This window comes from Mesorhizobium sp. M1142 (assembly GCF_040318565.1).
Taxonomy (GTDB): domain Bacteria; phylum Pseudomonadota; class Alphaproteobacteria; order Rhizobiales; family Rhizobiaceae; genus Mesorhizobium.
Map to the genome: position 1 here is coordinate 18,491 of NZ_JAMYMK010000001.1, position 23,793 is coordinate 42,283.

21 protein-coding genes are annotated in these 23,793 nt (G+C 63.8%); 10 read left to right on the forward strand and 11 right to left on the reverse strand.

Annotated features, from left to right (window positions below):
• Window positions 1–99 precede the first annotated feature (99 nt).
• Window positions 100–1,101, forward strand: a complete 1,002-nt coding sequence (locus NKH42_RS00090; protein WP_352905630.1) for an alpha/beta hydrolase — start codon at window positions 100–102, stop codon at window positions 1,099–1,101.
• A 26-nt stretch (window positions 1,102–1,127) separates the two neighbouring features.
• On the opposite strand, the gene pmtA is transcribed toward NKH42_RS00090, so the two are convergent.
• From pmtA to dnaK, 3 genes are all read right to left on the reverse strand, one after another.
• A complete protein-coding gene (gene pmtA / locus NKH42_RS00095) occupies window positions 1,128–1,727 on the reverse strand; it encodes a phospholipid N-methyltransferase PmtA (protein ID WP_352686209.1) in 600 nt (199 codons plus the stop codon).
• Between the two features lie 111 nt (window positions 1,728–1,838).
• A complete protein-coding gene (gene dnaJ, locus NKH42_RS00100) occupies window positions 1,839–2,975 on the reverse strand; it encodes a molecular chaperone DnaJ (RefSeq protein ID WP_254815727.1) in 1,137 nt (378 codons plus the stop codon).
• A 212-nt stretch (window positions 2,976–3,187) separates the two neighbouring features.
• A complete protein-coding gene (gene dnaK, locus NKH42_RS00105; RefSeq protein WP_023679851.1) occupies window positions 3,188–5,104 on the reverse strand; it encodes a molecular chaperone DnaK in 1,917 nt (638 codons plus the stop codon).
• Window positions 5,105–5,515: 411 nt separating this feature from the next.
• Here dnaK and NKH42_RS00110 point away from each other — a divergent pair, with 411 nt between their 5' ends.
• From NKH42_RS00110 to NKH42_RS00120, 3 genes are all read left to right on the forward strand, one after another.
• A complete protein-coding gene (locus NKH42_RS00110) occupies window positions 5,516–5,707 on the forward strand; it encodes a hypothetical protein (protein ID WP_352507078.1) in 192 nt (63 codons plus the stop codon).
• A 159-nt stretch (window positions 5,708–5,866) separates the two neighbouring features.
• Window positions 5,867–6,544 (forward strand): ribulose-phosphate 3-epimerase, encoded by a 678-nt coding sequence (gene rpe / locus NKH42_RS00115; RefSeq protein ID WP_352686213.1) that lies wholly within the window; start codon window positions 5,867–5,869, stop codon window positions 6,542–6,544.
• A 38-nt stretch (window positions 6,545–6,582) separates the two neighbouring features.
• On the forward strand, window positions 6,583–8,106 hold the full coding sequence (locus tag NKH42_RS00120; protein ID WP_352507076.1) for a malonate--CoA ligase: 1,524 nt from the start codon (window positions 6,583–6,585) through the stop codon (window positions 8,104–8,106).
• Window positions 8,107–8,108: 2 nt separating this feature from the next.
• Here NKH42_RS00120 and nagA read toward each other — a convergent pair whose 3' ends face one another.
• The 4 genes from nagA to NKH42_RS00140 are packed head-to-tail and all read right to left on the reverse strand — an operon-like array spanning window position 8,109 to window position 11,966.
• Window positions 8,109–9,281, reverse strand: coding sequence for an N-acetylglucosamine-6-phosphate deacetylase (gene nagA / locus NKH42_RS00125; RefSeq protein ID WP_352686216.1), 1,173 nt, complete (start codon window positions 9,279–9,281; stop codon window positions 8,109–8,111).
• Window positions 9,278–10,309, reverse strand: coding sequence for an SIS domain-containing protein (locus NKH42_RS00130; protein ID WP_352686219.1), 1,032 nt, complete (start codon window positions 10,307–10,309; stop codon window positions 9,278–9,280). The genes nagA and NKH42_RS00130 overlap by 4 nt, the downstream gene beginning before the upstream one ends.
• Window positions 10,306–11,088 (reverse strand): GntR family transcriptional regulator, encoded by a 783-nt coding sequence (locus NKH42_RS00135; RefSeq protein WP_352507073.1) that lies wholly within the window; start codon window positions 11,086–11,088, stop codon window positions 10,306–10,308. Before NKH42_RS00135 ends, NKH42_RS00130 begins: the two co-directional genes overlap by 4 nt.
• A complete protein-coding gene (locus NKH42_RS00140; protein WP_352476905.1) occupies window positions 11,085–11,966 on the reverse strand; it encodes a glucosamine kinase nucleotide-binding domain-containing protein in 882 nt (293 codons plus the stop codon). The genes NKH42_RS00135 and NKH42_RS00140 overlap by 4 nt, the downstream gene beginning before the upstream one ends.
• A 199-nt stretch (window positions 11,967–12,165) precedes the next feature.
• Between NKH42_RS00140 and NKH42_RS00145 the strand changes: the two genes are divergently transcribed.
• From NKH42_RS00145 to NKH42_RS00170, 6 genes are all read left to right on the forward strand, one after another.
• Complete coding sequence (locus NKH42_RS00145) at window positions 12,166–13,125, forward strand: N-acetylmuramic acid 6-phosphate etherase (RefSeq protein ID WP_352686222.1); 960 nt, start codon at window positions 12,166–12,168, stop codon at window positions 13,123–13,125.
• Between the two features lie 2 nt (window positions 13,126–13,127).
• Window positions 13,128–14,387 carry an ABC transporter substrate-binding protein gene (locus tag NKH42_RS00150; protein WP_352686225.1) on the forward strand — a complete coding sequence of 420 codons (1,260 nt, stop codon included), beginning with the start codon at window positions 13,128–13,130 and terminating at the stop codon, window positions 14,385–14,387.
• A 238-nt stretch (window positions 14,388–14,625) separates the two neighbouring features.
• A complete protein-coding gene (locus tag NKH42_RS00155) occupies window positions 14,626–15,549 on the forward strand; it encodes a carbohydrate ABC transporter permease (protein WP_352507070.1) in 924 nt (307 codons plus the stop codon).
• Window positions 15,550–15,557: 8 nt separating this feature from the next.
• On the forward strand, window positions 15,558–16,397 hold the full coding sequence (locus tag NKH42_RS00160; protein ID WP_352507069.1) for a carbohydrate ABC transporter permease: 840 nt from the start codon (window positions 15,558–15,560) through the stop codon (window positions 16,395–16,397).
• On the forward strand, window positions 16,394–17,455 hold the full coding sequence (locus NKH42_RS00165; RefSeq protein ID WP_352507068.1) for a Gfo/Idh/MocA family protein: 1,062 nt from the start codon (window positions 16,394–16,396) through the stop codon (window positions 17,453–17,455). The genes NKH42_RS00160 and NKH42_RS00165 overlap by 4 nt, the downstream gene beginning before the upstream one ends.
• 15 nt (window positions 17,456–17,470) lie before the next feature.
• Window positions 17,471–18,469 carry an ABC transporter ATP-binding protein gene (locus NKH42_RS00170; RefSeq protein ID WP_352476910.1) on the forward strand — a complete coding sequence of 333 codons (999 nt, stop codon included), beginning with the start codon at window positions 17,471–17,473 and terminating at the stop codon, window positions 18,467–18,469.
• 41 nt (window positions 18,470–18,510) lie between these two features.
• On the opposite strand, the gene NKH42_RS00175 is transcribed toward NKH42_RS00170, so the two are convergent.
• The 4 genes from NKH42_RS00175 to deoC form a co-directional block, all read right to left on the reverse strand.
• Entirely contained in the window at window positions 18,511–19,356 is an 846-nt protein-coding gene (locus NKH42_RS00175) for a fumarylacetoacetate hydrolase family protein (protein WP_352507067.1), read from the reverse strand.
• Window positions 19,357–19,385: 29 nt separating this feature from the next.
• Window positions 19,386–20,117, reverse strand: a complete 732-nt coding sequence (locus NKH42_RS00180) for an SDR family oxidoreductase (protein WP_352507066.1) — start codon at window positions 20,115–20,117, stop codon at window positions 19,386–19,388.
• A gap of 177 nt (window positions 20,118–20,294) precedes the next feature.
• Window positions 20,295–22,667, reverse strand: a complete 2,373-nt coding sequence (locus NKH42_RS00185; protein ID WP_352507065.1) for an aldehyde dehydrogenase family protein — start codon at window positions 22,665–22,667, stop codon at window positions 20,295–20,297.
• Window positions 22,668–22,680: 13 nt separating this feature from the next.
• On the reverse strand, window positions 22,681–23,730 hold the full coding sequence (gene deoC / locus NKH42_RS00190; protein ID WP_352507064.1) for a deoxyribose-phosphate aldolase: 1,050 nt from the start codon (window positions 23,728–23,730) through the stop codon (window positions 22,681–22,683).
• Window positions 23,731–23,793: the final 63 nt, after the last annotated feature.

Here is a 23,793-nt window from a genome sequence, read left to right on the forward strand (position 1 = left end):
GCTATAGGCGATGCGTGGGACGAATCAATAGCCGAGATTGCGGCACGCATTTAGAGCTGGCCGTTTTGGCGACCGGCGCCAGCGGATAGGGCGGACCTCGTGGGATTGAAATGGGTAGGCTATGGTCTTGTCGCTCTCGCGGTGGCTGCTGCCGCCGGCTACGCCGCTTTCGTCCTCAGCCCGTGGCCTTCGGTCCTTCTGATCCGTTACGCTTTTCACAAGGATGCAGTGGCAAAGAACCGCGCGCTTGAAAAGCACGTGCCCGCCAATGTCGGCGAACTGCGCGACGAGCGCTATGGCGAGGACCCCGACGAGACCCTTGACGTCTTCTTTCCCGTGGACGCTCAGGCAAAGGCGTTGCCTACGGTGGTCTGGGTGCATGGCGGCGGCTTCGTTGCCGGAAACAAGGCCGACATCTCGGCATATATGAAAATACTGGCCGGTCGGGGCTACGTCACTGTCTCGGTCGGCTATTCCGTCGCCCCCGGCGCCCGCTATCCGACGCCAGTCCTCCAGGCCAACAAGGCGCTTGCCTTTCTTTCCGGTAATGCCGGCCGCTACCACATCGATCGCAACAGGCTTTTTCTTGCCGGCGACTCCGCCGGCTCGCAGATCGTCGCTCAACTGGCTGCCACAATCAGCAATCCCACCTATGCCGCCATGATGGACGTTGGTCCGGGCATAGAGCGCGCGCAACTGAAAGGCGTTGCACTGTTCTGCGGCATTTACGATCCCGCGATGATCTCGCCCGAAGGGCCTTTCGCCGGCTTCAACAGGACCGTTATGTGGTCGTATCTCGGCGTGAAGCGGCTGGACGATGACCCGCGCATTGCCGAATTTTCAGTCGACAGACACCTGACGCCGCAATTTCCGCCGGCATTCGTCTCGGTCGGCAATGCCGATCCGCTGGCGCCGCAGTCGCGTCAGATCGCGCGCGCGATCACGGCGCAAGGCGTCGCGGTCGACACGCTGTTCTTTCCGGACGACTACAGTCCGGCCCTGCCGCATGAATATCAGTTCGATCTCGACGGCAAGGCGGGAGAACAGGCGTTCGAAAGGCTGACGGCATTCCTGGACCGATTGGCCAACCAGCCGCAATGACCGGCATCCGGAACTCCGACATGTGTTCAGCCGCGCCGATAGATCCAAAGCTGCGTCGGCGGAATGTTGCGGATGACGAAATGGAAATGCTCGACCGTATAGTCGCCGCGGCCGGGCGGGATCGGCGACAGCGGCCCGTAAGTCAGTTGCACGATCGGCCGGCCCGCCGGGATGCGGTCGAGCAGGCTCTCGACATAGGCGATGCGCTGGGCGACCGGGAAATTGAGCAGAGGCACGCCCGATATCACAGAATCGAAGATCAGGTCGCACCTGTCGCCAAGCGTCGCGTCGAGATTGAAGGCGTCGCCCTCGATGACGTTGACGCCTGGATAAAGCTGACGCAGATGGCGCACGAAATCAGTGGCATATTCGACTGCGTAGAGATTCTCAGGCTTTATGCCCTGCGCGAGAATGGCGCGTGTGATGACGCCTGTGCCGGGCCCGACCTCGAGCACCGGCAGGCCGGATTTCGGATCGACGATCGAGGCCATCTTGCGCGCGGTGACGGAACTGGTCGGGACGATCGAACCGACCGCCTTCGGCTTGTCGATCCAGCCCTTGAAGAACTTCAACTCGTCGTCGAACTTTTCCGCCAGCGTCTTTCGCAGTCCGGGACTACGCGTCATCGAAAGTCCTCCTCAACGCTCCCTCGCATGCTACTTAACAGCTACGAGGTGCAAGACAAGGCGAATCCCCGGATAAGGTGTTGATGACGCTCGGGAAGCGTTTTCCAGGGATCAGCTTCGGTGCTCGCCGAACGTTTCGAAAAAGTCCTTCATGCGGGCGAAAAATCCGCTCGACTGAGGCGAATTGTCCTTTGAGGAAAGCTGCTCGAATTCTTCCAGCAATTCGCGCTGGCGGCGCGAAAGGTTCTGCGGCGTCTCAACCACGGTCTGGATGTAGAGGTCGCCAATATTGGGCTGGCGCAGCACCGGCATGCCCTTGCCCTTGAGGCGGAACTGGCGACCGTTCTGGGTGCCTTCCGGCACCTTCACCTTCGTCTGGGTACCGTCCAGTGTCGTCACCTCGAACGAGCCGCCAAGCGCTGCCGTTGTCATCGAGATCGGCACCTTGCAATAAAGATCGGCGCCGTCGCGCTGGAAGAATTCGTGCGGCTTGACCGCGAGGAATATGTAGAGATCGCCGGACGGGCCGCCGCGTAGGCCGGCCTCGCCCTCATTGGCCAGCCGGATGCGGGTGCCGTCCTCGATGCCGGCAGGGATGTTTACCGACAGCGAGCGCTCCTCGGTGACACGGCCCTGGCCGGCGCATTTCGGGCACGGATCCTTGATGGTCTGGCCGCGCCCCTGGCATTGCGGGCAGGTGCGCTCGATCGAGAAGAAGCCTTGCGTGGCGCGCACCTTGCCGTGGCCGTTGCACATCGAGCAGGTGACGGGCTGGGTGCCGGGCTTGGCGCCGCTGCCGGAGCATTCCGAGCACGAGATCGAGGCCGGCACGCGAATCTGCGCGGTCTTGCCGGAAAATGCCTCCTCCAGCGTGATTTCCATATTGTAGCGCAGGTCGGCGCCGCGCTCGCGGCCGCCGGACGAGCGGCGCTGGCGCCCGCCCATCATGTCGCCGAAAATGTCTTCGAAAATGTCGGCGAAGCCGCCGGCGCCAAAGCCCTGCGCCCCGCCATTCATGCCGCCGTGCTCGAAGGCCGCGTGGCCGAAGCGATCATAGGCGGCACGCTTTTGCGGGTCCTTCAGCGTTTCGTAGGCTTCGTTGATTTCCTTGAACTTGTGCTCGCAGGCATGGTCGCCTGGGTTGCGGTCGGGATGGAACTGCATGGCCAACTTGCGGAAAGCGCTCTTGAGCTCCTTCTCGTCGGCGCCCTTTTGCACGCCCAGCGTTTCGTAAAAATCAGCTTTCATGTTTTCCCGCAGTCCGGATAGTCAACGTCTTGAAGCATCGTTGCGTCGTTTGCCGGCACGCTGTTCCGATTTAGGTGTGATGGAGCCGCGATGCCAGTGTCTACGAGGCTTTGTCCGCATTTTTTCGGGGAGCTCCGCGTTTTTCTGGCAAAGGGTTGCAAAAAAGCCCGGCTGCGCGCCGGGCTTTTTGCTTACCTTTACCGTCAGGCGGTTCAGGCCGACTTCTTCTTCTCGTCGTCCTCGTCGATTTCCTCGAAATCGGCATCGACGACGTCGCTGTCCTTGGCGGCGTCAGCCTTGGCGTCGGCCTCGGCGGCTTCCTTCTGCGAAGCCTCGTACATGGCCTGGCCGAGTTTCATCGAGACTTCGGCGAGCGTCTGCGTCTTGGCCTCGATCTCGGTCACATCGTCGCCTTCGGCAGCGGTCTTCAATGCCGCGATCGCATCGGCAATCGCCGTGCGGTCGGCCTCGGAAACCTTCTCGCCATATTCCTTCAGCGACTTCTCCGAGGAATGCACCAGCGCCTCGGCCTGGTTGCGGGCCTCGACCAGCGCGCGCCGCTTCTTGTCCGCTTCGGCATTAGCCTCGGCGTCCTTGACCATCTTCTCGATGTCGGCGTCCGAAAGGCCGCCAGACGCCTGGATGCGGATCTGGTGCTCCTTGCCGGTGCCCTTGTCCTTGGCCGAGACGTTGACGATGCCGTTGGCGTCGATGTCGAAGGTGACCTCGATCTGCGGCACACCGCGCGGCGCAGGCGGGATGCCGACCAGATCGAACTGGCCGAGCGCCTTGTTGTCGGCGGCCATTTCACGCTCGCCCTGGAAGACGCGGATGGTCACCGCCGACTGCGAATCCTCGGCCGTGGAAAACACCTGGCTCTTCTTCGTCGGGATCGTCGTGTTGCGTTCGATCAGCCGCGTAAACACGCCGCCCAGCGTCTCGATGCCGAGCGACAGCGGCGTCACGTCGAGCAACAGCACGTCCTTGACGTCGCCCTGCAGCACGCCGGCCTGGATGGCGGCGCCCAATGCAACAACTTCATCCGGGTTGACGCCCTTGTGCGGCTCCTTGCCGAAGAACTGCTTCACGATCTCCTGGATCTTGGGCATGCGGGTCATGCCGCCGACCAGGACGACTTCGTCGATTTCGCCGGCCTTCAGGCCGGCATCCTTGAGCGCCGCCTTGCAGGGATCGATCGTGCGCTGGACGAGATCCTCGACCAGGCTCTCGAACTTCGCCCGCGTCAGCTTCAGCGTCAGGTGCTTGGGGCCGGTGGCATCGGCGGTGATGAAGGGCAGGTTGATTTCGGTCTGCGTGGTGGAGGACAGCTCGATCTTGGCCTTTTCAGCCGCTTCCTTGAGGCGCTGCAGGGCGAGCTTGTCGTTCCGCAGGTCGATGCCCTGTTCCTTCTTGAACTCGGCCGCCAGATATTCGACCAGGCGCATGTCGAAATCCTCGCCGCCGAGGAAGGTGTCGCCATTGGTCGACTTCACCTCGAACACGCCGTCGCCGATTTCGAGCACCGAAATGTCGAACGTGCCGCCGCCAAGGTCATAGACGGCAATCGTCTTGCCTTCCTTCTTGTCCAGTCCATAGGCAAGTGCGGCCGCCGTCGGCTCGTTGATGATGCGCAGCACTTCGAGGCCGGCGATCTTGCCGGCATCCTTGGTCGCCTGGCGCTGGGCGTCGTTGAAATAGGCCGGAACGGTGATGACCGCCTTCTCGACCTTCTCGCCGAGATAGGCCTCCGCCGTTTCCTTCATCTTCTGCAGGATCATCGCCGAGATCTGGCTGGGCGACTGCTTCTTGCCGCCGGCCTCGACCCAGGCATCGCCATTGTCGCCCTTGACGATCTTGTAGGGGACAAGCTTCTTGTCCTTCTCCGTCACCGGATCGTCGTAGCGGCGGCCGATCAGGCGCTTGACCGCGAAAATGGTGTTTTCAGGATTGGTGACCGCCTGGCGCTTGGCCGGCTGGCCGACGAGGCGCTCGCCGTCGCTGTTGATGGCGACGATGGAAGGGGTCGTACGGGCGCCTTCCGCATTCTCGATGACCTTGGATTCCTTGCCATCCATGATGGCGACACAGGAGTTGGTTGTTCCCAGATCGATACCGATTACTTTTGCCATTGTTCTAATCTCTCCGCTAAGCAGGCTCTCAGGACCCGTACAGGCGTTCCGACGAAAGCCCCTGTTCACAAGAAATTCCGCTCCGGCAACCGGCATTCGGCGCTGGACGGCTTGGCGCGTATATAAGAACAGGCTGCGTGGCGCGCAAGCATTCTGCGCAAGGCTTTCACCATTCATCGCGGTTGATCGGATCCGGGACCGGCAGGCCCGTATTTTCCGGCGGTGATCCAGCCGGCCCGGCCCCGGCCCATGAACCTTTCTGCCTCGCCCCGCGACAGACGCTCAGGTGCCGCGCGGTGCGGCCCCGGAAAGTAAAGCCCCATGACCACAGATCCAGAGGCTCCATGGTCTCAGGGAACAGCAGGAGCTCAGCGCGACCTTCGCCTTCCCATGACCTGTGGGGGGAGATCCATGTCTTGCGGCCACGGGGCGTTCGTGCGCTCTCGTGGCGGCCGTTTGCGCCGCGCCATCCAGGCTGCCAGCGGATTGTCGATCTTGGCGCTCGCCGCTGGGCTGAAGAAGCCCGATCTGCAGAAGGTGAAACAAGGCAACCGCAAGCTCTTCCTGCCACGGACGGCCAGGCCGCGGCGCCATTCGAACTGAACTCCAAGGCCGTGCACTGGAAAGGCCTTGGAGGAAAGGTCTGCACCAGAAGAGAAGTGGCTCGCACCGCTTCTCGCCTTCTGCGCGGACGCCGGATTCCTGTCGACAAGCGGCGCCGAGATGATTACGCCGAAGGGGTCTCAACAACGGGAAGCGGACATGGCTCAAAAAACCCTGATCGCGCCATCGGTGCTGGCGTCCGATTTCTCGAAGCTCGGCGACGAGGTCGAGGCGGTGACGGCCGCCGGCGCCGACTGGATCCACCTCGACGTCATGGACGGGCATTTCGTCCCGAACATCACCTTCGGGCCACCGGTGATCAAGGCGATCCGCAACCGCACCAAGGCCTTCTTCGACTGCCATCTGATGATCGCCCCGGCCGATCCTTATCTGGCCGCCTTCGCCGACGCCGGCTGCGACGGCATCACGGTGCACGCCGAAGCCGGGCCACATCTCGACCGGTCGCTGCAAACGATCAAAAACCTTGGCAAGAAGGCCGGTGTGTCACTCAACCCCGCGACACCGGAGACGATGATCGAATACGTGCTTGACCGGCTTGATCTGATCCTGATCATGACGGTCAATCCGGGGTTCGGCGGCCAGGCCTTCATTCCGGCGATCGTCGACAAGGTGAAGCGGGTGAAGGCGCTGATCGGCGGCAGGCCGATCAGGATCGAGATCGACGGCGGCATCTCGCCCGAAACTGCGCCCCTGGTCACTGCCGCCGGCGCCAGCGTGCTGGTCGCCGGTGCGGCCATCTTCAAGGGCGGCAGCGTCGAGGCCTACCGGGCAAACATCGAGGCAATCAGGATAGCGGCGGACAAGGCGGCCGGCTGACCGCCGCCGTCCGGCCGGAGACGCCGCTCGGGCTAAACATGAGCAACCATCTGTTTGATGCTTTCCGTGCCCGGATGCCCGCGCGCGGACGCCTTTTGATGGAGGCAGAGGACGGGCGCTCGATCAGCTATGGCGATATGCTGGCGCGCTCCGCTCAACTGGCGCATGCGCTGTCGCGGCTGGGCGTCGAAGCCGGCGACCGCGTCGCCGTTCAGGTCGAGAAGAGCCCGCAGGCCATTTTCCTCTACCTCGCCTGCCTGCGTGCCGGCGCGATCTTCCTGCCGCTCAACACCGCCTATACGCTGACCGAGCTCGATTATTTTTTCAGGGATGCCGAGCCGCGACTGGTCGTCTGCGAGCCGGCGCGAGTGACCGAGATCGGCGCTTTGGCGCAGGCCTCGGGCGCTGCGGTCGCGACACTCGGCAGCCAGGGCGAGGGTTCGTTGACCGATCGCGCCTCTGAGGCGGCCGTGGACTTTCACGATGTGGCGCGCGGGCCGGACGACCTTGCTGCGATCCTCTACACGTCCGGCACCACCGGCCGTTCGAAAGGCGCCATGCTCAGCCACGAAAACCTCGCCTCGAATGCGCGGGTGCTGGTCGACCTCTGGCGCTTCACCGCCGCAGACGTGCTGGTTCACGCGCTGCCGGTTTTCCACACGCATGGCCTTTTCGTCGCCACCAATGTCGTCCTGATGGCCGGCGCCTCGATGCTGTTCGAAACCAAATTCGACCCGGCCCGCATCGTCTCGCTGCTGCCGCGCGCCACCGTCCTGATGGGCGTGCCGACCTTCTACGTCCGCCTGCTGCAGCAGGACGGTTTGAACCGGCAAGCGGCGAAAAACATCCGCTTGTTCATTTCCGGATCGGCGCCGCTTTTGGCCGAGACGCACAGAGCCTGGCGAGAGCGCACCGGCCACGCCATCCTCGAGCGCTACGGCATGACCGAGACCAACATGAACACGTCGAACCCTTACGAGGGCGAGCGGCGTGCCGGCACGGTTGGCTTCCCGTTGCCCGGCGTCTCCCTGCGCATCGCCGATCCCGACGGCGGCGAAACACTTGCCCGGGGCGAGGTCGGCATGATCGAGGTCAAGGGCCCGAACGTCTTTTGCGGCTACTGGCGCATGCCGGAAAAGACCAGGGCCGAATTCCGTGACGATGGTTTCTTCATCACCGGCGATCTGGGGCTGATCGATGCCGACGGCTATGTCCACATCGTCGGTCGCGGCAAGGACCTGATCATTTCGGGCGGCTACAATATCTATCCAAAGGAAGTCGAGAGCGAGATCGACGCGCTGCCTGGTGTTGCCGAAAGCGCTGTCATCGGCGTCGCCCATCCGGATTTCGGCGAAGGCGTCACCGCGGTCGTGGTGCGGGCGCCGGGCTCGACCATCAGCGCCGCGGGGCTCATCGAGGCCATCGCCGGGCGCCTCGCCAGGTACAAGCATCCGAAACGGGTGATCTTCGTCGACGAGCTGCCACGCAACACGATGGGCAAGGTGCAGAAGAACCTGCTGCGCGAAACCTACAAGGACCTCTATACGTCCAAAGCCGGCTAACCCTAACGAGCAGGGCTGGTTGCAAAAACCCTGGCGCCATCGATCCACACGCTTTTAATGTCCACATCGTCCGACAGCGAAACGATGTTGGCGGCGGTGCCTTTGGCGAAACGCCCGAGCCAGTGCGACTGGCCGATCGCTTGCGCCGGATAGAGCGAGGCCATGCGCAAGGCCTCGTCGAGGTCGAGACCGACGACGCGGTGCATGAAGCGCACCGCGGAAATCATGTCGAGATCGGCGCCCGCCAGCGTGCCGTCGGCAAGTGTCAGCCTGCCATCCTTGCGGTGGATGGTGCGGCCGTTCAGCGTGAACGAGGTCATGTCGGTGCCGATCGTCGCCATGGCGTCGGTGACGAGCAGGATCTTGCCCGGCCCCTGCTTGGCACGCAAGGCGATGGCCATGGTGGCCGGATCGACATGGATACCGTCGGCGATGATGCCGGCATAGAATGTGCCGGTATCGATTGCCGCGCCCGCCAGCCCTGGCTCGCGATTGCCGATCTGGCTCATCGCATTGAACAGATGGGTGACCACCGTTGCGCCGGCCTCGGCAAAGGCGCGAGCCGTGGCATAGCCGGTATCGGAATGGCCGATGCTGACGACAATGCCGGCTTTGCTAAGTGCCGACACCTGGCCGGGCTCGACGGATTCGGGCGCCACCGTCGTCAGCAGCACGGGCAGGTTTTTCCGTGCGGCGATCAGCATCGCCTGGTCGGGGCCTAGCATCGGCCGGATCAGGGCCGGGTCATGCGCGCCCTTGCGGGCGATCGAAAGATGCGGCCCTTCAAGATGCAGGCCCAGGAACCCTGGCATCTTCCTCCGTGCCGCCTCGGCTCCGGCCGCAACCGCGGCGGCGGTGATCTCGGACGTGTCGGTGATCAGCGTCGGCAACAGCGCCGCCGTGCCGAAGGGTGCGTGCGCCCGGCAGATGGTCTCGATCGTGGCGACGTCGGGATGGTCGTTGAGCATGACGCCGCCGCCACCATTGACCTGTAAATCGACGAAGCCAGGCGCCAGCATGCCGCCACCAGTCTCGATACGCGCAACACCGGGTGGAATAGCCCCGGCGGCAACGATGGCCTCGACGAGGCCGTCGCGCACGACAAGCGCCGCATTGTCGTGCCAGTCGTCGCCATCGAAAATCCGGGCGCCGGTCAGGGCAAAGCGATCGCTCATAGCGTTTCCGTCACCTTGCGCAGATTGGGCGGCGTGTCGGGGTCGAGGCCGCGATGGCGGGCAAAAGCCTCGACGAAACCATAGAACGACACGATCAGCGTCAGTGGATCGGTCAGCGGATGACCGGTTGCGACATGCGGCAGCGGCTGTGCGCTCCTTGCCTTGTTCGACGTCACAAAGACGGCGGCGCCCTTGCCGGCCAGGCTGTCGGCGGCATCAGCCACCGACGGTTCGGACGCATCGCGAGCAGCCAGAGCCAGCACCGGGAAGCCGGGACCGACCAGCGCCAGCGGGCCGTGCATGACCTCGGCGGCACTATAGGCTTCCGCGTGCATGGCGCAGGTTTCCTTGAATTTCAGCGCCGCCTCGTTGGCGATCGCCGCCGACGGGCCACGGCCAAGGATGAACAGCGATTTCGGCGTCTCGAGTGCCGCAGCCAGCGCCATCCAGTCGCACGCGATCGCCTTGCGAAAATGCTCCGGCAGGCGGGCAAGTGCTGCCAGAAGTTTGTCGTCGCCGGTGCAATGCGCCATCAAGGCGAGCCCTGCGACGGCCGAATTGACGAAGGTCTTCGTCGCCGCAACGCTGCGCTCCGGTCCGGCCAGGATGTCGATCGCGTAATCCGAGGCTCGCGCGAGCGGCGAATCGGCAGTGTTGGTGATGGCGACGGTCAGCGACCCGCCGGCCCGCGCCGCCTGCGCCATTGCGACGATGTCCGGGCTCTTGCCGGACTGCGAGATCGCCAGGCAGGCCGAGCCGCCCAGCTTCAGCTTGGCGCCATAGATCGAGGCGATCGACGGGCCGACCGATGCAACCGCCAGCCCGGCGGTCAGCTCCACGGCATATTTCATGAAGGTCGCGGCATGGTCGGACGAACCGCGCGCCACGGTGACGACGAAATTCGGGTCGCGCTCGCGAATGTCGCGCCCGGCCTCGGTCAGCACCGCGGCCGAGCCGTCGAGCAGGCGCGCGGTGGCCTCCGGGATCTCGTCGATCTCGCGCCGCATATGGGTAATTGTTGCGCTCATGACCGGCCCTCTTCGCCCGGCCCGCTTAGCCGGAGTTCGGCGACAAAATCATAGGCGTCGCCTCTGTAGATGGAGCGGGTGAACTCGATCACCTTGCCGCTCGCCAGATAGGAGATACGCTCGATATGCAGCCCGGCAATGCCTGGCGGCACTTCGAGCAGATGCGCATCGCCATCGCCGAGATTGGTGGCGGAAATGCGCTGCACCGCCCGCACCGGTCTGTTGCCGGTCTGTTCCAGCGCCGCGTAGAGCGACGAACCGATCGCCGCCGGATCGGGCAGCACGCTTGTTGATAGCGAGGCGCGCTCGATCGCCAGCGGCGTGTCGTTGGCAATGCGCAGGCGCGCCACGCGCGCCACCAATTCGTTCGATGCCAGGCCGAGCACCATCATCTCGTCGGGCGACGGCGGATAGAGGCCGCGGTCGAGCCAGGCTGAACGCACCGCCATGCCGCGCCGCGCCATGTCTTCGGTAAACGAGGTCAGCATCGACAGCGACTGCTCGACGCGCTCCATGCGCGGCGCAACGAAGGTGCCGGAACCATGGCGCTGGACGAGGATGCCGCCCTTGACCAGGTCCTGCACCGCCTTGCGCACGGTGACGCGCGAAATGTCGGCCTTGCTGGCGATGTCGCGCTCGGAAGGCAGCGCATCGCCCGGTCCGATCAGCCCGCGTTTGACCGCATCCTCGATGCTCTTCCTCAGCTGCAGATAGAGCGGCGCGCCGCTTTGCGACGATTGTTTCAGCGCCGTGAATATCTGGTCGGCGGCCTCGCTCATCGCGCTGTCTCCGCCGTGTTTGCGAAAATCCGAACCGCCATCTGCACCGCGCCGCCCAGCGCGTCGTCGAGCGGCGGTTTCAGCAGCGCCCGGTAGCGGGCCGACAGGCGCGGCGCGTAAAGCGGCGCCAGCCCGCCGAGCAGGCAGAGCGGATCGTCGCCGCCCAGGTCGAGTACGCCAAGCGCTGCCTCGACATCGGCGACCGCCTTGTCGAGGATCCAGATAGCGACGACGTCGCCTTTTTCGGCGTGTTCGAACACCTTGGGCGCGAAGCCGCCGAAATCGCCGGGCTTGGCGTTGGTGGTGAATTCGACCACATCCTCGGGATTGTTGCGGAAGATGGCGAGCATGGCCTGCGTCAGCGGCGAGCCTTCGCGGATGCCGTCATAGGCGAGCAGCGTCTGCTCGAGCAGGTCGCGGCCGATGCGGGCGCCGCTGCCCTGGTCGCCGACCTGGAACCCCCAGCCGCCGATGGCGCGCGACTTGCCTTGTCTGCGCGCCATATAGGCGGTGCCGGTGCCGAGGATGGCCATGGCGCCGTCGCCGGAGCCGACCGCACCTTCCAGCGCGATTTCGGCGTCGGTCTCGACACGGCTGATGCGGAACGGCAGGATCGCTTCGAGCTGCTGCCTATAGGTGCCGACATTGGCGCCGGCCAGGCCGAGAACGGCCGGCGTTTGCGGGATCAGTGCGGGATCCCTGCCCGCGGCGACAAAGGCCTGCTGCGCCGCATCGACGATGTTCGTCCTGGCGCCGGTGAGATCGGTGCGGATGTTGGCGGCGCCGCTTTTGGCGCGGCCGAGGACGCTGCCGTCGGCCGTTGCAAGGGCCGCCCTGCAGCTGGTGCCGCCGCCATCGATGCCGAGCACGAATTTCACGCGATTTCTCCTCGGGGCGGATAATACCAATAAAATACCAATAGCCAAGGGTTAATTTCCATTTCAAAAAAGTTAAGGCCTAGTTTGTTGAGAAATCAGCGGATTTCGTCTGCAGGCCTATCCCGACGCAGGGATTTCATTAATGCGTGTGGACAAGTGGTATTTTTTTGGTATTGTTTTCTGGATTGGAGGACAGCGGATGGCCGAAACGCGCACCGAAGCGCTTCACCGCAATGCCGAGGGACTGGACATCCAGGCCCCGGACGCCATCCTTTCCTCTTTGGCCAACGCACAGATCGAGGCCGCCAAGGCCGTACGCGGCGCCATTCCTGCCATTGCCGCGGCCGCCGAAATTATCGCAACCCGGCTGAAAAGCGGCGGCAAGCTCGCCTATGCGGCCGCCGGCAGCTCGGGCCTGATGGCATTGGCCGATGCGCTGGAACTGCCGGGCACTTTCGGTATCCAGCGCGACCGCATCGCCATCCTGATCGCCGGCGGCGACGAAGCTTTCAGGACACTGGCCGGCGGGCCTGAGGATGACCTTGACGAAGCTTCGGCAGCGGTCGCCGCCGCCGGCATCGGCAGTAGCGATTGCCTGATCGCCGTCTCGGCCAGCGGCTCGACACCTTACGCTGTCCGGGCGATCGAGGAAGCCAGGCGCCGCGGTGCGGCGACGATTGCCGTCGCCAACAACAGGGATGCGCCGCTGCTGCGGCTGGCCGACATCGCCATCCTGCTCGAAACGCCGCCGGAGCTGATTGCCGGCTCGACGCGCATGGGCGCCGGCACCGCCCAGAAGATCGCGCTCAACATGCTGTCGACGCTGGCCGCCATCCATCTCGGCCATGTCCATGACGGCTACATGGTCAACCTCATGGCCGACAACATCAAGCTGCGCGACCGCGCCGCACGCATCGTCGCCGCCGTCAGCGGGCGCGACAAGGACGAGGCGGCGCGCCTGCTCGAAAAGAGCGGCGGCGTCGTCAAGACCGCCATTCTGCTCGCCGCCGGCGCCACCAGCGCCGACGCGGCCGAGAAGATACTGGAAGGGACCGGCCACAAGCTGCGGCCAGCCCTTTCCGCGATCGAGGGGAGCAAGGGGCGCAATGCCTCTGTTCTCATCAAAACCGAACCTGAAAAAGGTCAACAGGGAGACTGAGCATGACAACGAAGCTACTGACGGCACTTCTTCTCGGCACCAGCATTCTCGGCTCCGCCGGGGTGGCTTACGCCGACGACGTAACGCTCAACATCGAGAGCTGGCGCGGCGACGACCTTGCCATCTGGAAGGACAAGCTGATCCCGGCCTTCGAAGCCAAGAACCCGGGCATCAAGGTGGTGTTCGCGCCGTCGGCGCCAACCGAATATGACGCCGCCCTCGGCGCCAAACTCGCCGCCGGCTCGGCCGGCGACCTGATCACCTGCCGCCCGTTCGACAAGTCGCTGGAGCTCTTCAAGAAGGGCAACCTCGCCGACATCTCGACCCTGCCCGGCATGGATAACTTTTCCGACGTCGCCAAGGCCGCCTGGCAGACCGACGACGGCAAGTCGAGTTTCTGCGTGCCGATGGCCTCCGTCATCCATGGCTTCATCTACAACAAGGACGCCTTCGACAAGCTCGGCATCAAGGTGCCGGAGACGCGCGACGAATTCTTCGCCGCGCTCGACAAGATCAAGGCCGACGGCACCTACATCCCGATGGCGATGGGCACCAAGGACCTCTGGGAAGCGGCGACCATGGGCTACCAGAACATCGGCCCGAACTACTGGAAGGGCGAGGAAGGCCGCCTGGCGCTGATCAAGGGCGAGCAGAAGCTGACTGATCCGCAGTGGGTCGAGCCCTTCAAGGAACTGGCCAGGTGGAAGGACTATCTCGGCGACGGCTTCGAGGCGCAGACCTATCCGGACAGCCAGAACCTGTTCACGCTCGGCCGCGCCGCCATCTACCCGGCCGGCTCGTGGGAGATCGGCCTGTTCAACACGCAGGCGCAGTTCAAGATGGGCGCCTTCCCGCCGCCGGTGCAGAAGGCCGGCGACACCTGCTACATCTCCGACCACACCGACATCGGCATGGGCCTCAATGCGGCCTCGAAGAATGCGGATGCGGCCAAGACCTTCCTGTCCTGGGTGGCCTCGCCGGATTTCGCCACCATCTACGCCAACGCGCTGCCGGGCTTCTTCAGCCTGAACAACACCCCGGTGAAGATGGAAGACCCGCTGGCCCAGGAATTCGTCTCCTGGCGCGGCAAGTGCAAGTCGACGATCCGCTCGACCTACCAGATCCTGTCGCGCGGCACGCCGAACCTCGAAAACGAGACGTGGGTTGAATCGGCCAACGTCATCAACGGCACCGACACGCCGGAAGCTGCCGCCAAGAAGCTGCAGGACGGCCTCGACAGCTGGTATAAGCCGGCGAAGTAAGAGCGCGGCGAAGCGTTGTCTCCCCCCTCGATGGGGAGATGTCGCCGAAGGCGACAGAGAGGGTCGGTCGAGGCAGGCTGCGGCTTGATCGCTGCTGGAAAGCACGGTCGAAACCACGATGGCGGGCCGCATCGGCCGACCCCACCCGCCTCGCTGTGCGAGGCACCCTCCCCTCGAGGGAGAGGAGGCGCCGCGCCCTTTGACGGCAATTGCAAGACCTGATCCGGGGACCGAATGCATGGCCGCAGCACCGAAAAGACCGTTCCGTTGGCATATCGGCGTTTTCCTGGCGCCGGCGTTGCTGGTCTATACGGCGATCATGATCCTGCCTCTGGCCGGCACGCTGCAGCTTTCCTTGTTCCGCAACATCAATCAGTCGCAGGTCTTCGTCGGACTGGAAAATTTCCGCATGCTGTTCGGTGATCCCAACTGGTCGGTCAATTTCTGGAACGCCCTCAGGAACAATGTCTGGTTCTTCGTCATCCATATGCTGGTGCAGAACCCGATCGGCGTCCTATTGGCCGCACTTCTGTCCAGCCCCAGGCTGCGGTTTTCCGCCTTCTACCGCACGGCGATCTTCGTGCCGACGATCCTGTCCTTCGTCATTGTCGGCTTCGCCTGGAAGCTGATCCTGTCGCCGCTATGGGGCGTGGCGCCGCATATGATGGACCTTGTCGGCCTGAAAAGCCTGTTCACGCCCTGGCTCGGCAAGGCACAATATGCGCTGACCGCGCTCAGCCTGATCTCGGTGTGGCAGTTCGTCGGCATCCCGATGATGCTGATCTATGCGGCACTGCTGTCCATTCCCGAAGAGGTGATCGAAGCGGCCGAATGCGACGGCATTACCGGGATGGCGCAGTTCTGGAAGATCAAGCTGCCGCTTATCCTGCCGTCGATCGGCATCATCTCGATCCTGACCTTCGTCGGCAATTTCAACGCTTTCGACCTGATCTACACCGCGCAAGGCGCGCTGGCCGGGCCGAACTATTCAACGGATATTCTCGGCACCTTCCTCTACCGCGCCTTCTTCGGTTTCCAGCTGCAGGTCGGCGATCCCAACATGGGCGCGGCGATCGCCACGATGATGTTCCTGATCATCCTCGGCGGCGTCTGCGTCTACCTGTTCCTCGTGCAGACGCGCTTGCGTCGCTACCAGTTCTGAGGCGCGACATGAGCACCGCAACCCGCTCGCTGCCCCGCATCATTGGCGCCCACGCGATCCTGTTGACCTACACCGCCATCGCGCTGTTTCCGGTCATCCTCGTCATCATGAATTCGTTCAAATCGCGCGCAGGGATTTTCGGCGCGCCGCTGACGCCGCCAACGCCAGGGACCTTCGACCTGATCGGCTACGCCACGGTGATCGGCCAGGGCGACTTCATCCACTATTTCCAGAACAGCCTAGTCGTCACCGTCGCCTCGCTGTTCTTCGTGCTTCTGTTCGGCGCCATGGCTGCGTTCGCACTGTCGGAATACCGCTTCCGCGGCAATTCGCTGATGGGGCTCTATCTGGCGCTCGGCATCATGATCCCGATCCGCCTCGGCACCGTCGCCATCCTGCAGCTGATGGTGGCGAGCGGGCTGGTTAACACGCTGACGGCGCTGATCCTGGTCTACACGGCGCAGGGCCTGCCGCTTGCCGTCTTCATCCTGTCGGAATTCATGAAGCAGGTCTCGGACGATCTGAAGAATGCGGGCAGGATCGACGGCCTGTCTGAATACACCATCTTTTTCCGGCTGGTGCTGCCGCTGGTGCGCCCATCGATGGCGACGGTCGCGGTCTTCACCATGATCCCGATCTGGAACGATCTGTGGTTCCCGCTGATCCTGGCGCCGTCGGAGGAGACCAAGACAGTGACGCTCGGCGCCCAGCTGTTCCTCGGCCAGTTCGTCACCAACTGGAACGCCATTCTGGCGGCACTGTCGCTGGCGATCATGCCGGTGCTGATCCTCTACGTCATCTTCTCGCGGCAGCTGATCCGCGGCATCACTTCGGGAGCGGTCAAGTGAGTTCGCAACAACCTCTGCGCGTCGTCGTCGCCGGTCTCGGCAATATGGGCCGCAGCCATGCGCTGGCCTACCATACCAATCCGGGCTTCGAGATCGCAGCACTGGTCAATCGCTCCGACGTGCCGTTGCCGGGCGGGCTCGCCAGTTATGGCATCAGGCGCTCCTTTGACCAGGCGTTGCGCGACGAGAGTCCTGACGTCGCCTGCATCGCCACCTATTCCGACAGCCATGCCGACTATGCGGTGAGGGCGTTCGAGGCCGGCTGCCATGTCTTCGTCGAAAAGCCGCTGGCAACCACCGTCGCCGATGCAAAGCGCGTGGTCGCGGCAGCCAAGGCCAACGGCAAAAAACTGGTGATCGGCTACATCCTGCGCCATCACCCGTCCTGGATCCGGCTGATCGCCGAGGCGCGCAAGCTCGGCGGCCCTTACGTGTTCCGAATGAACCTCAACCAGCAATCCTCCGGCCATAGCTGGGAGACGCACAAGCAGCTGATGCAGACGACGTCGCCGATCGTCGATTGCGGCGTGCATTATCTCGACGTGATGCTGCAGATCACCGACGCCAGGCCGGTCGAGGTGCGCGGCATGGGGCTGCGGCTGACCGACGAGATTGCGCCCACGATGTATAATTACGGCCACCTGCAGGTGCTGTTCGACGATGGTTCGGTCGGCTGGTACGAGGCCGGCTGGGGGCCGATGATCTCGGAGACGGCCTTCTTCGTGAAGGACGTGATCTCGCCCAATGGCTGCGTGTCGATCGTCATGAAGGAGGGCGTCAGGTCCGACGACATCGACACCCACACCAAGACCTCGACCATCCGCCTGCACAGTGCGGCGACCGGCGCGGACGGCAAGTTCGCCAAACCGGACGAGATGCTGTCGATGGAGGGCGAGCCTGGCCATCAGGATCTCTGCGATCTCGAACAGGCATTTGTGCTCAAGGCGATCCGCGAGGATCTCGACTTGACCCGCCATATGGACGACGCGGTGAAGTCGCTCGCCGTCTGCCTTGCCGCCGACGAGAGCGTACGCAGCGGCCTCGCCGTGAAACTCTAGAACAGGGACGAAGCCGTGGGCTCGCTGAACATCGAGAATGTCAAAAAGGCCTTCGGGCCGGTAGAGGTGCTGAAGGGCATCAACCTCGAGGTGACGGATGGCGAGTTCGTCGTCTTCGTCGGTCCATCCGGCTGCGGAAAGTCGACGCTGCTCAGGGTCATTGCCGGGCTGGAGGACTCGACCTCGGGCCGCGTGGTGATCGACGGGGCGGACGTCTCCGCCACCCCGCCGGCCAAACGCGGCATCGCCATGGTGTTCCAGACCTATGCGCTCTATCCGCATCTGACGGTGAAGAACAACATGGGCCTCGGCCTCAAGCAGGCGGGCACACCGGCGGCCGAGATCGACCGCCGCATCGGCATCGCCTCGTCGATGCTGTCGCTGGAGCCCTACCTCGAGAGGCGGCCGGCCGAGCTTTCCGGTGGTCAGCGCCAGCGCGTCGCCATCGGCCGCGCCGTGGTGCGCGAGCCCAAGCTTTTTCTGTTCGACGAGCCGCTGTCCAACCTCGATGCCGCGCTGCGCGTCAACACCAGGCTGGAGATCGCCCAGCTGCACCGTCGGCTGAAGGCCACGATGATCTATGTCACCCACGACCAGGTCGAGGCGATGACACTGGCCGACAAGATCGTCGTGCTGAACGCGGGAAAGATCGAGCAGATCGGCGGACCGATGGAGCTTTACAATTCGCCGGCAAATGAATTCGTCGCCGGCTTCATCGGCTCACCGAAGATGAACTTCGTCGACGGGGCCAGGCTTGGCGAGACGGCCAAGACCATCGGTGTCCGTCCCGAGCACCTGACCGTCGATGCGAAATCCGGTGCCTGGAAAGGCACGGTTGTCCATGCCGAACATCTTGGCGCCGACACCAATCTCTATCTCGACTGCGAGAAGGCTGGCTTGATCACCGTGCGCATTTTTGGCGTCTATAACGCCGAACCTGGCGCCACGCTGTACGCGACGCCGGATCCGGCGAAGACGTACCGGTTTGGGGCCGATGGGAGGGTGCTGAAGTAGCCCTCTTTTCCTTCTCCCACAAGGAGAGAAGGGAGGGTGCGCTACACGTCAGCCCTGAACGTCTGCTTCTGGATGCCCAGCCCTTCGATGCCGAGCTCGACGACGTCGCCGGGCTTCAGGAACACCGGCGGCTTCATGCCGAGGCCGACGCCGGGCGGCGTGCCGGTCGAGATGATGTCGCCGGGGTGCAGCGACATGAACTGGCTGAGATAGGACACGAGATAAGCGACGCCGAAGACCATGGTCTTGGTCGAGCCGTTTTGCATCGTCTTGCCGTTGACCGTCAGCCACATCGGAATGTTCTGCGGGTCATTGACCTCGTCCTTGGTCACCAGCCACGGACCGATCGGCCCGAACGTGTCGCAGCTCTTGCCCTTGGTCCACTGGCCCTGGCGCTCAGCCTGGAAGGCGCGCTCGGAGACGTCATGCGCGACGCAATAGCCGGCGACATAATCCAGCGCCTCGGCCTCGGTGACATACTTCGCTTTTCTGCCGATGACCACGCCGAGCTCGACCTCCCAGTCGGTCTTGACCGAGCCGCGCGGGATCAGCACGTCGTCATTCGGCCCGACAATAGCCGAGCTTGCCTTCATGAAGATGATCGGTTCCGGCGGCACGGTAGCGCCGGTTTCGGCGGCGTGGTCGGAATAGTTGAGACCGATGCAGATGAATTTGCCGGTGCCGGCGACGCAGGCGCCGATCCGCGGCTTGCCGGAAACTGCCGGCAGCGATTTCGGATCGAGCTTCGACAATGTCTCGAGCGATGCCGGGTCAAGCGTCTTGCCGGCAATGTCGGTGACATAGGCGGAGAGGTCGCGGATCGTTCCATCGGCATCGAGCAGGCCGGGGCGTTCGTTCCCCGCCTCGCCATAGCGCAGCAGTTTCATAGAATTCCTCTCCTTGATTTGAGATGAGCTTAGATCGACCAGCCACCGTCGATATTATAAGCCTGCCCCGACGTATAGGTGGCGCCGGCCAGATAGACGGCGAGATCGGCGATTTCCTCGGGCGTGCCGAGGCGGCCCATCGGCTGGCGGGCGATGAAGGCGGCGCGAGCTGCTTCGTAGTCGCCCTGCGCATGCATGCGATCCTGCAGCGACGGGCTTTCGACCGTGCCCGGACAGATCGCATTGCAGCGTATGCCCTTGCCGACATAGTCGGCGGCGACCGATTTGGTCAGACCGATGACGGCTGCCTTGGTCAGCCCGTAAACGAAGCGGTTCGGCACGCCCTTGGTCGAACTGGCCAGCGACGCCATGTTGATGATCGAGCCGTCGCCGCGTTCCAGCATGCCGGGCAGCACGGCGCGGATGGTGCGGATCATCGAGCGGACATTGAGATCATAGGCGAAGTCGAGATCGCCGTCCTTCATCTCGAGGATTGAGCCGGAATGGACGAAGCCGGCGCAATTGAACAGCACGTCGACGGTGCCGATCTCGGCAAAAGCGGCATTCACCGCCTCGTCGTTCAGCACGTCGAGCTTGCGGGTCTTGATACCGGGCGTCTTGCCGAGATCAGCGAGCACCACCTCGTTGATGTCGGTGGCATGGACGATGGCGCCGGCCTTGGCGAACGCCAGCGCACTTGCCCGGCCGATGCCTTGCGCCGCCGCCGTGACGACAACGATCTTGCCAGTCAGATCTGCCATGCTTTTCTCCTCGCCCGTCTTTAATCGTTCGGCTTTTTACCGGCACAAGGCCGGGCGCAATGTGCCAGGCGGACAGTACCATCCCGCCTGTTTCGGTATTCGCCTGCCGCCCAAATGTTTTTTCTCGGTAAAGAACATCTGTTGGCCCGTCAAGCCCGGACGTCCCCTCCGGGACACTCAGTCGCCGTAGGGCACCCAGACGTTCTTGACCTCGATCGCACGGCGCAGCAAGGCATCGCCGGCTGCTTCGCTCGATGCCCAGTCGAGGCTGTGGCCGTTGCCGGTCCAGACACGCTTGAGATTGCCGATGGACTCGGCCTCCGCCTTGGCACAGGTCTCGGCATCGGCGAACATCCAGAGCCCGTCGACATCGTCGTGCTTGGCCAGCACGCCGGCCAGCTCGGCGCTACGGCCGGTGACGATGTTGATGGCGCCCGCCGGAACGTCGGAATATTCGATGACCTGGTAGAGGTCGGTGGCAAGCAGCGGGTATTTTTCGGACGGCACGGCGACCACGGTGTTTCCCATGGCGAGCGCCGGTGCCATCAGCGAGATCAGGCCAAGCAGAGGCGCATTGTCCGGTGCGATGATGCCGACGACGCCGACTGGCTCGTGCAGCGCCAGCGTGACGGCGCGGGCCGGCGGCTGGTGGACGCGGGCCTCGAATTTGTCGGCCAGGCCGGCGTAGAGGAACAGGCGCTCGATCGACAGCTCGACCTCTTCGCGCGCCGCCTTGGCGGTCGCGCCGGTGAGCTGGGTCAAACGGGCGGCAAACTCGTCGGCGCGGCCGGAAAGATTTTCGGCCACGTAGTAGAGTACCTGGCTGCGGTTGTAGGCGGTCGCCTCCGGCCAGGCCTTGCAGGCGCGCGCGGCCGCGACGGCGTCGCGGATATCCTTGCGGTTGCCGAGACCGACCTCGCCGGCAAGCTTGCCCTTGGCGCTGGCGATGGCCAAGGAATAATTGCCGTCCGGCCGGACCTGCTTGCCGCCGATGAACAGTTTTGCCGTGCGGTCGATGGCGCCACCTTCCGCCTGCTCGACAGGTTGGGCAGAAGACGTTGCCGGTTTGATGATCGGGCCAAGCGGCAGTTTTGCCGAGAGATATTCGAACATGCCCTCGCGCCCGCCTTCGCGGCCAAAGCCGCTCTCGCGATAGCCGCCGAAACCGCAGGAGGCGTCGAACATATTGGTGCCGTTGATCCAGACGACGCCGGCCTTCAATTGCGGCGCGATGTGCAGGGCAAGATTGATGTTCTCGCTCCACACCGAAGCGGCCAGGCCATAGCGTGTGTTGTTGGCGAGCTCGATCGCTTCCTCGGTGTTGCGGAAGGTCATAGTGGCGAGCACCGGCCCGAACACCTCTTCCTGTGTCAAGATGTTAGCCGGCGAAACACCGGTCGCCAGCGTTGGCAGATGGTAATAGCCCGCGGCGGGCAGTGCCGAGTCCGGCTGCCAGCAGATCGCGCCCTGCTTGGCACCTTCGGCAATCAGGCCCTTGACGCGATCGAGCTGAGTCAAATCGACCAGCGGGCCGATATCGGTGTTCTTGTCGAGCGGGCTGCCGACGCGCAGCCGGCTCATCCGCGTCTTGACCTTGGCGATGAAGGCGTCGGCGATCCCTTCCTGCACCAGAAGGCGCGAGCCGGCACAGCACACCTGGCCCTGGTTGAACCAGATACCATCGACTAGACCCTCGACGGCGCTGTCGAGGTCGGCATCCTCGAAAACGACGAATGCCGACTTGCCGCCAAGCTCCAGCGACAGTTTCTTGCCCGAGCCGGCAGTGGCCTTGCGGATGATCTTGCCGACCTCGGACGAACCGGTGAAGGCTATCTTCTGGACGCCGGGATGGTTGACGATTGCCGCGCCCGCCTCCGGCCCGCCCTGGACGATGTTGACGACGCCCTTCGGCACGCCGGCGCGTGCGCAGATCTCGGCAAACAGGATCGCGGTGAGTGGCGTGAATTCCGCGGGTTTGAGCACCACGGTGCAGCCCGCGGCGAGCGCCGGCGCGATCTTCCAGGCGAGCATCAAGAGTGGGAAGTTCCACGGGATAATCTGGCCGACGACGCCGACACCCTTGTGGCCGGGAAAATCCCTGTCCAGCGCCTGCGCCCAGCCGGCATGATGGATAAAATGGCGGATCGCCAGCGGCACGTCGATGTCGCGGCTCTCGCGGATCGGCTTGCCATTGTCGATTGTCTCAAGCACCGCGAACAGCCGTTGGTGGCGCTGCATGGCGCGGCCGATGGCATAGAGCACTTTGGCTCGGCTGTAGCCGGTGCTGGCGCTCCATTTCGGCAGCGCTTTTGTGGCGGCCGACACCGCCGCGTCGATGTCGGCGGCACCAGCGTCCGACACCTTGGCCAGCAGCTTTCCCGAGGACGGATCGCTGGTGTCGAAGGTTTTGCCTTCGCTGGCTGCCTTCCAGTCGCCGCCGATGAACAGCGCCTTGCCGAAATCCCGCGCGGCCAGCCAGGCATCGGCCTCGTTGCGGGCTTCCGGCGCCAGCCCGTAATCCATGGCGTGATAGCGTTCGAGGATGTTCATGAAGCGCTCCGAATCACGCCATCGCGTGGCGATGATTGGCCGAGTAGTGGCCGGTCAGATGATGCTCGAGCTGGCGCTCGATATCGGTCAAAAGGCTCGATGCTCCGAAGCGGAACAGCTCCGGCTCCAGCCACGGACGGCCCAGTTCTTCCTTCATCAGCACCAGCCAATCGAGCGAGGCTTTTGCCGTGGAAATGCCACCGGCCGGCTTGAAGCCGATGAGATAGCCGGTTTCCTCGAAATAGGCGCGGATCGCGCGCACCATGGCAAGGCCGACCGGCAGCGTCGCGTTGACACTTTCCTTGCCGGTCGAGGTCTTGATGAAATCTGCACCCCCCATCATCGCCACCATCGAGGCGAGCATGACGTTGCGCAGCGTGGCGAGGTCGCCGGTACCGAGGATCACCTTCAGATGCGCCTCGCCGCAAGCGGCGCGCATCGAGACGATCTCGTTATAGAACTCCTGCCATTTCGCCCCGAATACCAAACCGCGCGGGATGACGACGTCGATCTCGTCGGCGCCGTCGCGGACCGATGCTTCGATCTCTTGCAGGCGCGTCGAAAGCGGTGCAAGTCCATGCGGGAAGGCGGTCGAAACGGCGGCGACATGGACGCCGCTGCCGCGCAGCGCTTCGACGGCGGTGGCGACGAAGGGATGATAGACGCAGACCGCCGCGGGGCGGATCTTTTCACCAGTAATGCCGAGCCCTTCGACGATGTCGCGACGGAACGGGTTGACCGCCTTGGCACAGAGCCGGCGCACGCGCTCTTCCGTGTCATTCGAGTTCAGCGTCGTCAGGTCCATGCAGGCGACGGCGCGCAGCAGCCAGGCCGCCTGGTTATCGGCCTTGATCGAGCGTCTTTTGGTCAGGCTGGCGACGCGGCGTTCCAGCGCCGAGCGGTTGACGCTGCGCATCGATTCCATGAAGCCGAGATCGAGCCTCATGCCGGGATTGCGGGCAATGCCATGGGCTTGCGGCATCGGCGCATTGGCGGCGGCGCGCGCCGGCAGCGGCGTGATCTTGGACGTGCCGAGATCGGTTTCGCGGATTGTGCTGCTCATCTCCTGCCCCTTGTTCAGCGAGTTATGCCGAAGATAGACCGTGAAGCAGCGCTTCACGAGTCC